Annotated in this window: 10 protein-coding genes; 7 read left to right on the top strand and 3 right to left on the bottom strand. The window is 58.1% G+C overall.

Going from position 1 to position 15,066, the window contains the following annotated elements:
* Window positions 1–26 precede the first annotated feature (26 nt).
* The 3 genes from OSH09_RS14305 to OSH09_RS14295 all read right to left on the bottom strand — a co-directional run bounded on the left by OSH09_RS14305 (window position 27) and on the right by OSH09_RS14295 (window position 6,710).
* A complete protein-coding gene (locus OSH09_RS14305) occupies window positions 27–4,760 on the bottom strand; it encodes a glutamate synthase-related protein (RefSeq protein ID WP_266121355.1) in 4,734 nt (1,577 codons plus the stop codon).
* A gap of 220 nt (window positions 4,761–4,980) precedes the next feature.
* Window positions 4,981–5,724, bottom strand: coding sequence for an enoyl-CoA hydratase/isomerase family protein (locus tag OSH09_RS14300; protein ID WP_266121354.1), 744 nt, complete (start codon window positions 5,722–5,724; stop codon window positions 4,981–4,983).
* A 14-nt stretch (window positions 5,725–5,738) separates the two neighbouring features.
* The gene (locus tag OSH09_RS14295) at window positions 5,739–6,710 is read right to left on the bottom strand and encodes an NAD(P)H-dependent flavin oxidoreductase (protein ID WP_207873064.1); all 972 of its coding nucleotides are present in this window, start codon (window positions 6,708–6,710) and stop codon (window positions 5,739–5,741) included.
* Window positions 6,711–6,956: 246 nt separating this feature from the next.
* Between OSH09_RS14295 and OSH09_RS14290 the strand changes: the two genes are divergently transcribed.
* From OSH09_RS14290 to OSH09_RS14260, 7 genes are all read left to right on the top strand, one after another.
* Window positions 6,957–8,189, top strand: coding sequence for a CaiB/BaiF CoA transferase family protein (locus OSH09_RS14290; protein ID WP_266121353.1), 1,233 nt, complete (start codon window positions 6,957–6,959; stop codon window positions 8,187–8,189).
* Window positions 8,190–8,220: 31 nt separating this feature from the next.
* The gene (locus tag OSH09_RS14285) at window positions 8,221–9,756 is read left to right on the top strand and encodes a 3-hydroxyacyl-CoA dehydrogenase (protein ID WP_266121352.1); all 1,536 of its coding nucleotides are present in this window, start codon (window positions 8,221–8,223) and stop codon (window positions 9,754–9,756) included.
* A 423-nt stretch (window positions 9,757–10,179) separates the two neighbouring features.
* The gene (locus tag OSH09_RS14280; RefSeq protein ID WP_266121351.1) at window positions 10,180–10,713 is read left to right on the top strand and encodes a cupin domain-containing protein; all 534 of its coding nucleotides are present in this window, start codon (window positions 10,180–10,182) and stop codon (window positions 10,711–10,713) included.
* Between the two features lie 24 nt (window positions 10,714–10,737).
* Window positions 10,738–11,658: an alpha/beta fold hydrolase gene (locus tag OSH09_RS14275; RefSeq protein WP_266121350.1), complete on the top strand. Its 921-nt coding sequence runs from the start codon at window positions 10,738–10,740 to the stop codon at window positions 11,656–11,658.
* Window positions 11,648–12,451, top strand: a complete 804-nt coding sequence (locus OSH09_RS14270) for an IclR family transcriptional regulator (protein WP_266121349.1) — start codon at window positions 11,648–11,650, stop codon at window positions 12,449–12,451. Before OSH09_RS14275 ends, OSH09_RS14270 begins: the two co-directional genes overlap by 11 nt.
* A 67-nt stretch (window positions 12,452–12,518) precedes the next feature.
* A complete protein-coding gene (locus OSH09_RS14265; protein ID WP_266121348.1) occupies window positions 12,519–13,352 on the top strand; it encodes an SDR family oxidoreductase in 834 nt (277 codons plus the stop codon).
* Window positions 13,345–15,051, top strand: a complete 1,707-nt coding sequence (locus OSH09_RS14260) for a thiamine pyrophosphate-binding protein (RefSeq protein ID WP_266121347.1) — start codon at window positions 13,345–13,347, stop codon at window positions 15,049–15,051. Before OSH09_RS14265 ends, OSH09_RS14260 begins: the two co-directional genes overlap by 8 nt.
* The last annotated feature ends 15 nt before the right edge of the window (window positions 15,052–15,066 follow it).

Genomic DNA, 15,066 nt, shown 5'->3' with positions numbered 1-15,066 from the left:
TGTTTCCTGATGGTGATGGGAAGGGTTCAGGCCGAAGCCGAACGGCGGGTTTTACTGCTTTTGGGCGCGGCTTTGCTCGCTTGCGGGCCTTGCCACAGTTCGCTCAATGCACGGCGGTACTCGCGTGGAATGACTTTGACGAACTGCGAGCGGGCGCTATCCCAGTTTTTCAAGAGCTCACGGGCCTGGAAGCTGCCGGTGGCCTTGAAGTGTTCCTGAACCAGGGTTTGCAAGATGGCATCGTCGGTCTGACGCTCGCCGTGTGGAGTGCGGCTGTGCCACTGGGCCATGCTGCTGTTCATCTCTTGCTCGGCCTTGCTCAGGACGGGCTCCAGATCTACCATGCCGGGGTTGCAGCGCAGTTGCAGGCGACGCTGTGGGTCCCAGACATAGGCCACGCCACCGGACATACCAGCCGCAAAGTTGCGGCCCACTTCGCCCAGTACCACGACGGTGCCGCCTGTCATGTATTCGCAACCGTGATCGCCCACACCTTCTACAACGGCACTGGCACCGGAGTTACGCACAGCGAAACGCTCACCGGCCACGCCATTGAAGTAGGCGGCACCTGCCAGGGCACCGTAAAGCACGGTATTACCCACGATGATGTGATCGGGGCCGTAGCCACGGAAGTCGTTGGGCGAGCGCACGATGATGCGGCCGCCGGACAGGCCTTTGCCCACGTAGTCGTTGGCTTCACCTACAAGGTCCAGGGTGATGCCTTGTGCCAGGAAGGCAGCAAAACTCTGGCCTGCCGTGCCTTTGCACTGAATATGCAGGCTGTCGTCTGGCAGCCCCTGGTGGCCGTATTTCTTGGTGAATACGCCCGAGAGCATGGCACCCACACTGCGGTTGCGATTGCGTACCGGCGTGATGAAGGAGAGCGGTGTGCCCTGATTCAGGGTGACAGCACTGCGTTCGATCAGTTGGCGGTCCAGCGTGTGCTCCAGATCATGATCCTGAGTAGCGATCTGACGTGGGGATTCTTCGTTTTCAACTTTATGTAGCAGTCGCGAGAAGTCCAGGCCACGGGCTTTCCAGTGTTCAATGCCCGTGCGCATATCCAGCAAGTCGCTGCGTCCGATCAGATCGTCGAAGTGACGCACACCCAGCTTGGCCATCAGCTCGCGCACTTCTTCAGCAACGAAGAAGAAGTAATTGACCACGTGTTCGGGCTTGCCTTTGAACTTGCTGCGCAACACCGGGTCCTGGGTGGCAACACCCACAGGACAGGTGTTCAGATGGCATTTACGCATCATGATGCAGCCTTCCACGACCAGCGGGGCGGTGGCAAAGCCAAATTCATCCGCGCCCAGCAGCGCACCAATCACGACATCGCGGCCGGTTTTCATCTGGCCGTCTGCTTGCAAGCGGATGCGGCTGCGTAGGCGGTTCAGCAGCAGGGTTTGCTGGGTCTCAGCCAGGCCCAGCTCCCACGGCGTACCGGCATGCTTGATGGAGGACAGGGGCGAGGCACCAGTACCGCCATCGTGGCCTGCAATCACAATGTGATCGGCTTTGGCTTTGGCTACTCCGGCAGCCACCGTACCGACGCCGACTTTGGAGACCAGCTTTACGGAAATGTCGGCCTGGGTGTTCACGTTTTTCAGGTCGTGAATCAGTTGAGCCAAGTCTTCAATGGAGTAAATGTCGTGGTGTGGTGGGGGCGAAATCAGGCCCACACCAGGGACGGAGTAACGCAGCTTGGCGATGTACTCGGATACTTTGTGACCGGGTAGCTGACCACCTTCGCCGGGTTTGGCACCCTGCGCCATTTTGATCTGGATTTGATCGGCACTGCACAGATATTGGGCGGATACACCAAAGCGGCCAGACGCGACTTGCTTGATGCGCGAGCGCAGCGAATCGTTTTCTTGCAGCTCAATGTCGGCATAGACGCGATCCTGGCCCAAAACGCTGGCCAAGGTGTCGCCTTTGCGGATACCGCTTTTACCGTGCTGCATTTCATGCTGATAACGCCGCTCGTCCTCGCCACCTTCGCCGGTGTTGGACTTGCCGCCAATCCGGTTCATGGCCACGGCCAGTACGGCATGGGCTTCGGTAGAAATCGAACCCAGCGACATGGCACCCGTCGCAAAGCGTTTGACGATTTCGCTGGCAGGTTCCACTTCTTCCAGAGGAATGGCCTGAACCGGGTCCAGACGCAGCTCGAACAGACCGCGCAGTGTCATGTGACGGCGGCTTTGGTCGTTGATGAGCTGGGCGTATTCCTTGTAGGTGCTGTAGTTCTGGCTGCGGGTGGCGTGTTGCAGCTTGGCGATGGAATCGGCCGTCCACATATGGTCTTCACCACGGACGCGCACCGCATATTCGCCACCGGCTTCCAGATGGTTTTCCAGTACGGGATCTTTGCCATAAGCGGCGCGGTGCTGACGCAAGGCTTCTTCGGCCACGGTGAAGATATCAATCCCTTCAACCGGGCAGGAGGTGCCCACGAAGTACTTGTCCACCAGCGAATGCGACAGGCCGATGGTCTCGAAAATCTGCGCGCCGGTGTAGGACATGTAGGTGGAGATGCCCATTTTGGACATGACCTTGTACAAGCCCTTGTTGATGGCTTTGATGTAGTAGCTCTCGGCCAGAGACGCATCGATCTGATTGATGGGGTCCTGGGCCAGATGTTGCAGGCTTTCAAAGGCCAGCCAGGGGTGCATGGCTTCGGCACCATAGGCACCCAGCAGGGCAAAGTGATGCACCTCGCGGGCCGAGCCGGTTTCCACGACCAGGCCGGTGCGGGTACGCAGGCCGTTGCGGATCAAGTGCTGATGAATGGCGGAGGTCGCCAGCAGGGCGGGGATGGCCACATGCTCGGCATCGCAACGGCGATCTGTCAGGATCAGGATGTTGTAGCCGTCGCGCACGGCGTCAGCCGCACGGGCACACAGGGCGGCGACGCTGGCTTCAATGCCTTCAGGGCCCCATGCACCGGGGTAAATGATGTCCAGTTCCTGGCTGCGGAATTTGCCATTGCTGGCTGCTTCAATGCGCCGGATCTGGTTCATGTCAGACGGGCTCAGCACGGGCTGGGACACTTCCAGACGCAGCGGCGGGTTGACGTTATTGATGTCCAGCAGATTGGGTTTGGGGCCGATGAAGGACACCAGCGACATCACCATCTGTTCCCGGATCGGGTCGATAGGCGGATTGGTGACCTGGGCAAAGAGTTGGCGGAAGTAGTTGTAAAAGGATTTGGACTTGTCGGACAGCACGGCCAGAGGCGCGTCGTTGCCCATGGAGCCAGTGGCTTCTTCGCCTTTGCTGGCCATGGGTTGCAGCACGACTTTGATGTCTTCCTGGGTCCAGCCAAAGGCTTGTTGCTGATCCAGCAAATCGCGGGAGGCCAGTTGCGGGCGTACGCCAGGCACACTGGGCAGGGAGTCCAGGCGCAAACGCAGGCGTTCAATCCACTGCTTGTAGGGGTGGGTGTTGGCCAACTGGGATTTGATCTCGGCATCGTCAATGATGCGGCCTTGCTCCAGATCGATCAGCAGCATTTTGCCCGGTTGCAGACGCCATTTTTTGACAATGCGGTGCTCGGGAATAGGCAAGGTACCGGCTTCAGAAGCCAGCACAATCATGTCATCGTCCGTGATGATGTAGCGGGCGGGGCGCAGGCCATTGCGGTCCAGCAGGGCGCCGATTTGCAGGCCGTCGGTAAAGGCGATGGCAGCGGGGCCATCCCAGGGTTCCATCTGGGCCGCGTAGTATTCGTAGAAGGCACGACGGCTCTCGTCCATCTCGGCGTGTTGCTCCCAGGCCTCGGGCATCATGATCATCATGGCGTGAGGCAGGGAATAGCCGGCCATCACCAGCAGTTCCAGGCAGTTGTCGAAGGTGGCCGTGTCGGACTGACCTTCGTACACGATGGGGTAGAGCTTTTGCAGGTCCGAACCCAGCACGGCGGATTCCATGGCGCCTTCACGGGCACGCAGCCAGTTGAAGTTGCCCTGTACCGTGTTGATCTCGCCGTTGTGGGCGATCAGGCGGTAAGGGTGGGCCAGAGGCCAGGCGGGGAAGGTGTTGGTGGAAAAGCGCTGGTGTACCAGAGCCAGGGCAGAACAGGCGCGTGGATCAGCCAGATCGCGGTAGTAGCGGCCAACCTGATCGGCCAGCAACAAGCCTTTGTAGACGATGGTACGCACCGAGGCCGAGGTCACAAAGTACTCCTGGCCATGAGCCAGATCCATGCGGTAGATGGCGTGGCTGGCAGTCTTGCGAATCACGTACAGCTTGCGCTCCAGCGCATCAGGCACCATGACATCGGGACCGCGACCGATGAACAACTGACGAATCACCGGCTCATTGGCCTTGACCGTGGGCGACATGGGCATGCTGCTGTCCACCGGCACATCGCGCCAGCCCAGCATGTGCTGGCCTTCCGCCCGGACTGCTCGCTCCAGCTCCTGCTCACAGGCCAGACGGGAGGCTGTTTCTTTGGGCAGAAAGACCATTGCCACGCCGTACTCGCCGGGGGGCGGCAAGGTGACGCCCTGGGCGGCCATTTCTTCGCGGTAAAGCTGGTCGGGGATCTGGATCAGAATACCTGCACCGTCGCCCATCAAGGGGTCAGCGCCTACAGCGCCGCGGTGATCAAGGTTTTCCAGGATTTTGAGGCCTTGGGTGATGATGGCGTGACTCGCCTGGCCTTTGATGTGTGCGATAAATCCGACGCCACAGGCGTCGTGTTCGTTAGCGGGAAGGTACAAGCCTTGGGCTTGGGGGGGACAGGAGTGTGTCATGGGCGTATCCGCAAAGAACGTGTTAAAGCGGTGCATTTGTTGCAGCGCAAAAAATAAAATACAGCGATTTTTTTTTTGCACGCAAGAAATTTTTGCGGATACGGTAAAAAAAATTTGGGGCCTGCACTGACAGGCCCCTTATTACCCCGTATGTTCAGGGGGTACTGTGGCAAGATCGCTGCACATGCAGTTTTGCGCAGCGATCCCCCAGAAAGCGGCGTTATTTGCCGCTGCGGTTCTGGCTCATTTGCGCCAGGATTTGCAGCGCTTCTTCGCCGTCCAGCAGTTGAGCAAACAACTTGCGCTCGCGTTCCAGCACGTCCAGCAAAACCTCGCGTTGTGGTTCACGCAGCAGGCGCTTGCTGGTGCGCAGGGCAATGGGAGGTTGTTCGGCCAGTGCATGGGCGCAGGCTCGTGCTGCTTCCAGACTGTTGCCGTGGTCGGTCAGCTCTGTCAGCAGGCCATCTTCCATGGCTTGCTCGGCACTGAAGGCTTTGGACAGCAGCAGCCATTCATTGGCACGGCGTTGGCCCACGTACTGGGCCAGAAGGTGGCTGGATGCGCCTTCCGGGCACAGACCCAGTGCGGTGAAGGGCATGCGCAGGCGTGCATCGCGGGCCGCGTAGACAAAGTCCGCATGCAGCAGCAAGGTCACGCCAATTCCCACGGCGTGGCCTTCTACGGCCACGATCAAAGGGATGTCGGCTTTGACCAGACTGCGCAGGAACTTGATCGGCGGTGGCATGTCGTTGTTGCGCACATTGGACAGCTCGGAGATGTCGTTACCAGCACAGAAGTGCTCGCCTGCGCCGCTCAGAATCAGGGCACGATATTTCTGGTTCTGATCGGCCTGGTCGATGATGTCGGCCAGCTCTTCGTACATGGGGCCGGTCAGGGCGTTGCGTCGCTCCGGGCGATCCAGAGTGACTTCCAGCCAATGGCCGGCGTCATGGGTACGTATCATGGCGTGCTCCCGTTTCAGGCGAAGGGCGAGGCCAGCAGGGCAGCCTTGGCTTCCTGGTATTCGCGATGCAAGCGGGCCACGATGTCGGCTGTGGGCTCGATCGAATCAATGCCGCCAATGCCCTGGCCAGCACCCCAGATATCGCGCCAGGCCTTGCTCATGCCCGAACCAAAGGCTGTGTCGGCATTCTTTTCGGCGTCCAGCTTGTCCGGGTCCAGGCCTGCAGCGCGGATGCTGTCTTTCAGGTAGTTGCCGGGGATGCCGGTGAATAGCGGCGTGTAGACGATATCGGCGGCACGGCCTTTGACGATCATGTTCTTGTAATCGTCGGAGGCATTGGCTTCGGTACTGGCAATGAAGCGGGTGCCGATATAGGCCATATCCGCGCCCATGGCTTGGGCGGCCAGAATGTCGCGCCCACGGCTCATGGCACCGGACAAAGCAATAGGGCCGTCAAAAATCTGGCGGATTTCGTTGACCAGCACAAAGGGGCTGAGCGTTCCTGCGTGGCCACCGGCACCGGCAGCCACCACGATCAGGCCGTCTACACCGGCTTCCAGTGCTTTTTCAGCGTGGCGCAGGGTGGTCACGTCATGGAAAACCTTGCCGCCCCAGGCGTGCACATGCGGCACGATGTCCTGAGGGGCGCGCAGGCTGGTAATGACCAGCGGCACCTTGTGATCCGCACACACCATCAAATCCTGTTCCAGGCGGTCGTTGGACTGGTGGATGATGTGGTTGATGGCGTAGGGGGCGATGCGGCGCTCGGGATGGCGCTCACGCAATTCACCCAGGGTGTTGTCGATCTCGTCCAACCAGTCCTTGAGCTTTTCCTGAGGGCGGGCATTCAAGGCGGGGACTGAACCGATAATGCCGCTGGCGCATTGCGCAATCACCAGGGCGGGGTTCGAGACAATGAACATGGGCGCTGCCATCACAGGCAGGGTCATAGATTGATAAAGCTTCTGCGTTAATGCCGATGGCATAAGGTCGGTCTCCTGTTATGGAATGATGTGCCCCGCCTCTTGATGGGGTGGGGTCCTGCAAGGAAGATCTGCCGCTGATAATCTATCGTCACCTATTCTAGGATGGTTTATCGTAGCCCGGCTTGGTGCGCTGCACAAATTTCTCCAGGCTCGAAAATGACCATTGTTTGAGCACTTTTTTCTGTCCGTAGACCGGACTAAGAAGACGTAGTGCACAATGAGCCACTTGAAGGATTTTTGTCTGCTATGACCACGACTGAACGAAAAGCGCCCTTGGCGGGATTGCGTGTTCTGGACTTGACGCGCGTGCTGGCCGGGCCCTGGTGTACACAAAACCTGGCTGATCTGGGTGCGGAAGTCATCAAGGTCGAGCGCCCGGGTGCCGGAGACGATACCCGTGGCTGGGGGCCACCGTATTTGCAGGATGGTCACAGAGCGGACACGGAAGATGCCGCCTATTTTGGGGCCGCCAACCGTAATAAAGAGTCTATTGTTCTGGATATTGGCACTGCACAAGGTGCCGATGTGGTGCGTCAGCTTGTCAGCCGCTGCGATATTCTGGTGGAAAACTTCAAAGTCGGTGGCCTGAAAAAGTACGGGCTGGACTATGAAAGCCTGCAGGCCATCAACCCGGCCCTGATTTATTGTTCGATTACCGGATTTGGGCAGACTGGACCCTATGCAAGTCGGCCAGGATATGACTTCATGATCCAGGGTCTGGGCGGTTTGATGTCCCTGACAGGAGAACCTGGTGGCGAACCGCAAAAAGCGGGTGTAGCCGTGGCTGATGTCATGACCGGCATGTATGCCACGGTGGCCGTGCTGGCCGCCGTAGTAGAGCGTTATCACAGTGGTCTGGGCCAGCATCTGGATATTGCCTTGCTGGATTGTCAGGTGGCCATGATGGCCAACCAGAACATGAATTACTTGTGTACCGGACAGGCGCCGCAGCGGCCCGGTAATGCACACCAGAATCTGGTGCCGTATCAGGTCTTTGAGGCCAGTGACGGGCATTTGATTGTGGCGGTGGGCAACGATGCCCAGTTTCGCAGTTTTGCGCAGGAGCTGGGCCACCCCGAGTGGGCTGATGATCCCCGTTTTGCGCGCAATGCCGGACGTGTCATGCACAGGGATGAGCTGGTGCCCATGTTGGCGCAGGCCATGTTGAGCCGGACACGCGATAGCTGGTTGCAGGCGCTGGAAGCAGTGGGTATTCCGGCGGGTCCCATCAATACGATGGAACAGGTTTATCAGGACCCGCAGGTGGTGGCGCGAGGCTTGCGTCTGGATTTGCCAACGGAACAGGGTGGCACAGTGCCTTCGGTGGTGAGCCCCTTGCGGCTGTCGGCCACGCCCGTGCAGTATCGCCGTGCGCCGCCGCGCTTGGGTGAACATACTCGCGAGGTCCTGGCACGCGTGCTGGACTTGTCGCCTGATGAGGTCGAGGCACTGGTGCCAGACTCGGGCGAACAGGCTTAATTTTTATTGCTTTTCGATCAGGTTGTGAATCATGAAACAGATACAAACCATCGCTATTGTTGGCGCAGGTGCTATGGGACGGGGCATTGCCCAGATTGCTGCCCAGGCTGGCAAGCAGGTCTTGCTATATGACCTGAATGCGGACTCGGTCAAGGCGGCTTTGGCGGATGTACATGCCGTCTGGAGTCGTTTGCAAGAAAAAGGCCGCATGACGGCCGAGCAGGTCGCATCGGCAACAGCCTGCCTGCAAATTGCCACAGATTTGCAGGCCCTGGCTCCCGCTGATCTGGTGGTGGAAGCCATTGTGGAACGTCTGGACGTCAAGCAAGGCTTGCTGCAGCAACTGGAAGAAATTGTGTCGGCAGATTGTGTGCTGGCCTCCAATACATCTTCCTTGTCTATTACCGCCATTGCCCAGGCTTGCCGTCACCCCGAGCGTGTGGCTGGCTATCACTTCTTCAATCCCGTTCCCTTGATGAAAGTGGTTGAGGTGATTGATGGCCTGCGTACTTCGCCCGAAGTGGGTGATGCCCTGATGCAAGTATCCCGTGATATGGGCCACACGCCTGTGCGCGCCAAGGATATGCCCGGCTTTATCGTGAACCACGCCGGTCGTGGCATGAACATTGAGGGCCTGAAAATTGCCCAGGAATGTGTTGCACCTTTCTACCAGATCGACGCCATCATGCGTGAGCAAGCCGGTTTCCGCATGGGCCCCTTCGAGCTGCTGGATCTGACCGCGCTGGACGTCTCGCACCCGGTCATGGAATCCATTTACCGTCAGTTTTACGATGAGCCTCGCTTCCGTCCTTCGCCCATTACCGCCGTGCGTCACGCGGGCAAGCTGTTTGGCCGCAAGAATGGCGAAGGTTTTTACCAGTATGAGGATGGCAAGAAACAGCTTCCTCAAGAGCCTGCTGTTCCTGCTGTCAGCATTTTTGCTCCGGTGTGGGTCTCGCCCTACCACGAGCAAGGCCAGGCTCGTGCCCTGCAATTGTTGAACACGCTGGGCGTGAAGGTGGTGGAAGGTGATCAACCTCCCGCTGATGCCCTGATTCTGTTGACGCCTTACGGTGAAGACGTGGCGACGTTGGTGTCCTTGCATGGCCTGGACCCTGCTCGCACCGTGGCGTTGGATACCTTGTTTGGTCTGGAGCAGGGTCGACGCCGTGTGCTGATGTGCTCGGCAGCGACGACACCAGAATGGCGTGACCAAGCCTGGGCCATGTTGGCCAGCGATGGTACGGCTGTCAGCGTGATCGAGGATTCCGCTGGTTTTGTAGCCCAGCGTTTGGTCGCGACCATCGTGAACATCGCCAGCGATATTGCCCAACAGCAGATTGCTACGCCATCCGATATCGACGCTGCCGTGCGCCTGGGTCTGGGTTACCCCCATAACGGCCCACTGTCCATGGGCGATGCCGTCGGCGCGCGTGATTTGCTGGATGTGCTGAACACCCTGCAAGCCGTGACGGGCGATATGCGCTACCGTGCCAGCCCCTGGCTGCAACGCCGTGTCCAACTGGGAATGTCCCTGACGGCCTTGGCGCAGTGCAAGGCGCAGTAGACGTTTAGACAGCTTAGTTGTCATCCTCCAACAAGGCCCCGCAATGCGGGGCCTTGTTGGTTTTGGCCGCCTCGTTTTGAAGTGCCACTGACCGGGTTGTCTGAATTTTCCAACGGATGGGGCTATATAGGGTTTTTGCTGATATTCCAGTTTTCTGGCTTTCGTTAATCTCTATTCATTCCACTAGTAAACCAACGCTTCATTAGTAAAACAAAATAATTTTACGAATTGAATCGGTTTCTTCGGGGTTTTGAGTGCGTGATGGTGAATCACCATATCGATCCCGCATCCTTGCGGGTGCTGCTGGATGCTCAGACTCGCGATTGGCTCGTGGGTCGACGGGTATGGGTGAGACGGGGCAGGTTCTGGCTGTCAACGACGGCGTTGCTATGCATTACGGCTATCAATCAAAGGAGCATGGAGATGAGTGAGCAGATTCTGGAGACGGATGTGGCAAGCTGGAGCCGACCTGAAGGCGCTTCGCTGGAAGAGTGGATGAGCACCCGCATCGCCCGTTACACCACCCGGAAATACGACTGGAATGCGCTGAAATTCCAGGCCGATTACGACCCCAAGTTTCGCCGTGCGCAAATGCGCTATGTCGGTACGGGTGGGACAGGCGTGACAACGGATATGAATACGGTAGCGGCCGAGAATTTTACTTTCTCAACGATGGTGATTCCGGCCGGACATGAAGGCCCACCCCACCTGCATACCGATGTGGAAGAAGTGTTTTTTGTGATCCGCGGCAAGCTCAAGCTGATCATTGAAAAAGACGGGGAGCGCTTTGAGACCATTCTGACTGACCGCGATCTGGTGTCCGTGCCGCCCGGCGTGTACCGCGAAGAAATCAATATCGGGGATGAGGACGCCTTGATGTGTGTGATGCTGGGCTCCAAAAAGCCCGTCACGCCCACCTATCCGGAAGATCACCCTCTAGCAAAAATCAAACGCTAGTTCCCAAAGAGGAACATTCCGATCATGAGCCTGACCTCTACGTACGCGCCCACCTTGTCCGCTATGGAGCGAGACAGGCTGCAGGCCTGTTTGCCCCTGATACCGGTGGATATCGGTGCGGGGCGGCAAATTGGTGTGCGCAGCGCAGGGACAGGAACACAGGTCGTGGTCTGTTTGCATGGGATTGGCTCAGGTTCCGCCTCCTGGCTGCGAGTCGCCCAGGACTTGCCTGCAGGGCTACGGTTATTGGCCTGGGATGCGCCCGGCTACGGCCTGTCTACGCCACTTGATATGGAAAAACCAATGGCGCTGGATTATGCCCGCCAGCTCAATGAGCTCTTGCGTGTACTGGATGTGAAGGAGTTTGTGCTGGTTGGGCACTCTCTGGGAGCCTTGATGGCTGCAGCCTATGCCCGTCATCTGGATTGTGGCCAGATGCAGGCCTTGTTATTGATGAGTCCTGCCATCGGTTATGGCAGACCTGGTTTGGAGCAGGCACGTCAAATTGTTTGGGACCAGCGCATGACGCAGGTCGCGTCGAGTGATATGGCGGTGATGGCCCAGGAACGTCATCATCGCCTGCTCTCGGAGCAGGCCACACCCGAAAATCGTCAGCTTGTTTTGTGGATTATGGCCAGTTTGCATCTGGCGGGCTATCAGCAAGCTGTGCAGATGTTGAGCCAGGAAGACCTGCTAACCTACCTGCCTCTTTCCAGTAGTGTGCCTGTCGCGGTGAGTTGCGGTGAAGTGGATGTGGTGACAACTCCTGAGGCCTGCGCCGGGGTAGCCCGTGTCTGTGATCAACAGTTGCGTCTGGTTCCCCAAGCCGGTCATGCCAGTTATGTCGAACGACCTGGTGCCATGCTGGAAGCCTTGCAAGATTTGCTGGGCCAGACGCAAGCCTTGCGTTTCGTGGCCACGACCAGGAGTAGTCATGAGCAGTGAAGTAATCAAGAACGATAGTAGTGCCGACCGTTATACCGTACCCGCTCTGGAGCGTGGTTTGTTGATTCTGACCCAGTTCAGCCGGGACCAAAGCACCTTGGGTGCGCCGGAGCTGGCCCGGAGGCTGGATCTGCCCCGATCCACTGTATTTCGCCTGCTGTCTACGCTGGAAGGGATGGGCTTTGTGGAGCGTACCGATAATGGTCGAGATTATCGTTTGAGTGTGGGCGTGTTGCGCCTGGGTTTTGAGTATGTTGCCTCGCTTGATGTGACCGAGTTGGGCCGCCCTGTGATGGAGCGCCTCTGTGAGCAGGTTCGCCTGCCCTGTAATCTGGTCGTCCGTGACTTGCGCTCGATTGTGTACGTGTCTCGTATTGCGGCACCCACACCGTTTGTCAGCTCTGTCACGGTCGGCACCCGTTTGCCTGCCCATGCCACAGTGCTGGGCCATGTGCTACTGAGCCAGCTCAGCCTGGACGAGCTCAAAGAGTTGTATCCCGAGCCGGAGCTGGAGCGTTTTACGTCCCATACCCCGGCCACAGTGTCGCAGTTGTATGACATGTGTCAGGCCATACGGGAACAGGGCTACGCACTGAGCGAAGGCTATTTTGAATCTACGATTTCAACCATTGCTGGCCCTGTTTTTAATCGGGCAGGCAAGGTAACGGCGGCTTTGGGCGTGACGGCCATGGCTGCAAATTTTGAAGGTGAGCGCCTGGACGAGATGATTGATCAAGTCAAGTCGGCTGCGGCGGAACTCTCGGAGTTGGTTCGGCATTCCCCCCATAGTTAACGCCTTGCAGGTGGTCTGAGTCGTGATGAGCGATCAGCCTGGGGCTTGAGGAAGGAGACAGAAAACCATGCAGGCTGATCAAGGGCTAGGGTTCTCCAGCGATATGCTCGCTGGGCGTGTGGCTATCGTGACAGGAGGCTCTTCAGGCATAGGTCTGGAGACCGTGCGTATCCTGGCGCAATCCGGCGCTGCAGTGGCATTTTGTGGTCGCAATGCACAACGCCTGGCTGCCGCTCGTGACCTGCTTGAGCAGGCGGTACCCCATGTGCAGTTGTACACCCAGGTGTGCGATGTGCTTGATGAGCAACAGGTGAACCAGTTTGCACAGGCCAGCCAGGAGACGCTGGGAGCTGCCTCCATATTGGTTAATAACGCGGGTCAGGGACGGGTCTCGACCTTTGCCAGCACCAGTGATGAGGACTGGCGTGCGGAACTGGATTTGAAGTTCTTTTCCGTGTTGAACCCCACCCGTGCGTATTTGCCGCAGTTACGTGCCCAGCGAGTTGTTCATGGAGATGCAGCGATTGTTTGCGTCAACTCCCTTCTGGCGCGCCAGCCGGAACCGCATATGGTGGCGACCTCGGCTGCGCGGGCGGGTTTGCTTAGCCTGGTGCGGTCCATGGCCACGGAATTTGCGCCAGATGGATTGCGAGTCAACAGCATTTTGATTGGTCTTGTGGAATCCGGGCAGTGGCGACGACGCTTCGACGGCCGTGAAGATGCGGGGCTAAGTTGGGGGCAGTGGAGTACGCAATTGGCGTGCAACAAGCAGATTCCTTTAGCTCGTCTTGGCAAACCCCACGAGGCTGCCAACGCAATTGTTTTTCTTTCCTCTCCCCTGGCTTCCTATACGACAGGTAGCTTCATTGATATTTCTGGAGGTTTGTCCCGTCATGCATAACGCCCCACATACACAGCCGCTCATTACGGTTGGAGCCGTCGTAGCGGCGTTTTTGGAGCAGTGTGATGTAAAGACCGCCTTCGGCGTTATTTCCATTCATAACATGCCCATTTTGGATGCCTTTGCCCAGCGTGAGCAGATTCGTTTTGTGCCTGCTCGTGGCGAAGCTGGTGCGGGCAATATGGCCGATGCTTACGCGCGCTCGACCTCCAGCTTGGGTGTTTGCCTGACCAGCACCGGTCCCGCTGCAGGCAATATTGCGGGCAGCCTGGTTGAGGCCTATACCGCAGGCTCGCCTTTGCTGCATATTACCGGCCAGATCGAAACTCATTTTCTGGATCAGAAAATGGCCTACATCCACGAGGCCCCAGATCAGTTGACGATGTTGGAAGCGGTATCCAAGGCGGCCTTTCGGGTCCGTAGCGCCGACAATGTGTTGGGTGTACTCAAGCAGGCGGTGCAGTGCGCATTGACGGCACCGACGGGACCGGTCAGTGTGGAAATTCCCATTGATATTCAGCAATCGTTGATTCCCGTTCCACTGGATCTGTCGCCATTGCCGATTGCTTGTGCCGAGCCGCAAGCTGCTGCGCTGGATCGTCTGGCGCAGTCTTTGGCCACAGCACGCCGTCCTTTGCTATGGCTGGGGGGCGGCGCACGCAAGGCAGGAGCAGCCGTACGCCGGTTGCAAAAACTGGGATTTGGTGTGGTTACCACAGTGCAAGGCCGGGGCATTGTGCCTGAGGACGATGCGGGTACGCTGGGAGCCTACAACATTCATAAGCCCGTCGAGGATTTCTACCAGAGCTGTGATGCCATGCTGGTGGTGGGATCACGCCTGCGCAGCAACGAAACCCTAAGGTATGAGTTGAAGTTGCCCCACCCCTTGTATCGCTGCGATGTCGATGCCGAAGCGCAAGGTCGTGGCTATGTGAGCGATGACTTTGTTTGTGGGGATGCTCAGCGGGTGTTGAGCGGTTTGGCGGACCGTTTGGAAGTTCAGGGCTATCAGGCAGATCCCCAGTTATTGGAGGACCTGGCCTTGGCTCGCAAGGCGGCGGTCGCCAGCCTTCATGATGGTCTGGGCCCCTATACCGATCTGGTGCGACAACTGCAAAAGTTGGCCGGACGCAGCTTTAACTGGGTGCGCGATGTCACGATTTCCAACAGTACCTGGGGCAATCGCGAACTACGCATTTTTGAGGCTGATGCCGGGGTGCATGCGACAGGGGGCGGGATTGGTCAAGGCATGCCGATGGCAATTGGTGCCGCAGTCGGTGCGCAAGCGACGCAGTCCGGACGTAAAACCCTGTGTCTGGCTGGCGATGGTGGTTTCATCCTGAATCTGGGTGAGTTGGCCACGGCTGTGCAGGAGAAAGCCAATATGCTGATTGTGTTGATGAACGACCAGGGCTATGGCGTTATCAAGAACATTCAGGATGCGCAATATGGTGGCCGCCGCTGTTATGTAGACCTGCACACGCCTGACTATAGCCAGTTGTGTGCGTCCTTGCAGTTGCCCCACGCGTGTGTGCAGAAAATGGATGATCTGCCTGCGTTGCTGGAGCAGGGGCTGAGGACTCAAGGCCCCTTCATCTTGGAAATTGACATGGTGTCCATCGGCAGTTTCAAAGGCCGCTTTGCGGGTCCCCCCGTCAATATCCTGAACCAGATTCCCGCCTTGGTCGGGAACCCATAAACAGGGGAGACCAAG

Origin of the sequence: Alcaligenes parafaecalis (assembly GCF_026344135.1) — a bacterium.
Taxonomy (GTDB): domain Bacteria; phylum Pseudomonadota; class Gammaproteobacteria; order Burkholderiales; family Burkholderiaceae_B; genus Alcaligenes; species Alcaligenes parafaecalis.
Note: the sequence above shows the minus strand (reverse complement) of the source record. Positions and strands in the feature narration are given on the sequence as shown.

What these genes read in the sequence shown, in the direction of transcription:
- OSH09_RS14305 (WP_266121355.1), bottom strand. Translation starts at nt 4,760, where the DNA reads ATGACACACTCCTGTCCCCCCCAAGCCCAAGGCTTGTACCTTCCCGCT.
- OSH09_RS14300 (WP_266121354.1), bottom strand. Translation starts at nt 5,724, where the DNA reads ATGATACGTACCCATGACGCCGGCCATTGGCTGGAAGTCACTCTGGAT.
- OSH09_RS14295 (WP_207873064.1), bottom strand. Translation starts at nt 6,710, where the DNA reads ATGCCATCGGCATTAACGCAGAAGCTTTATCAATCTATGACCCTGCCT.
- OSH09_RS14290 (WP_266121353.1), top strand. Translation starts at nt 6,957, where the DNA reads ATGACCACGACTGAACGAAAAGCGCCCTTGGCGGGATTGCGTGTTCTG.
- OSH09_RS14285 (WP_266121352.1), top strand. Translation starts at nt 8,221, where the DNA reads ATGAAACAGATACAAACCATCGCTATTGTTGGCGCAGGTGCTATGGGA.
- OSH09_RS14280 (WP_266121351.1), top strand. Translation starts at nt 10,180, where the DNA reads ATGAGTGAGCAGATTCTGGAGACGGATGTGGCAAGCTGGAGCCGACCT.
- OSH09_RS14275 (WP_266121350.1), top strand. Translation starts at nt 10,738, where the DNA reads ATGAGCCTGACCTCTACGTACGCGCCCACCTTGTCCGCTATGGAGCGA.
- OSH09_RS14270 (WP_266121349.1), top strand. Translation starts at nt 11,648, where the DNA reads ATGAGCAGTGAAGTAATCAAGAACGATAGTAGTGCCGACCGTTATACC.
- OSH09_RS14265 (WP_266121348.1), top strand. Translation starts at nt 12,519, where the DNA reads ATGCAGGCTGATCAAGGGCTAGGGTTCTCCAGCGATATGCTCGCTGGG.
- OSH09_RS14260 (WP_266121347.1), top strand. Translation starts at nt 13,345, where the DNA reads ATGCATAACGCCCCACATACACAGCCGCTCATTACGGTTGGAGCCGTC.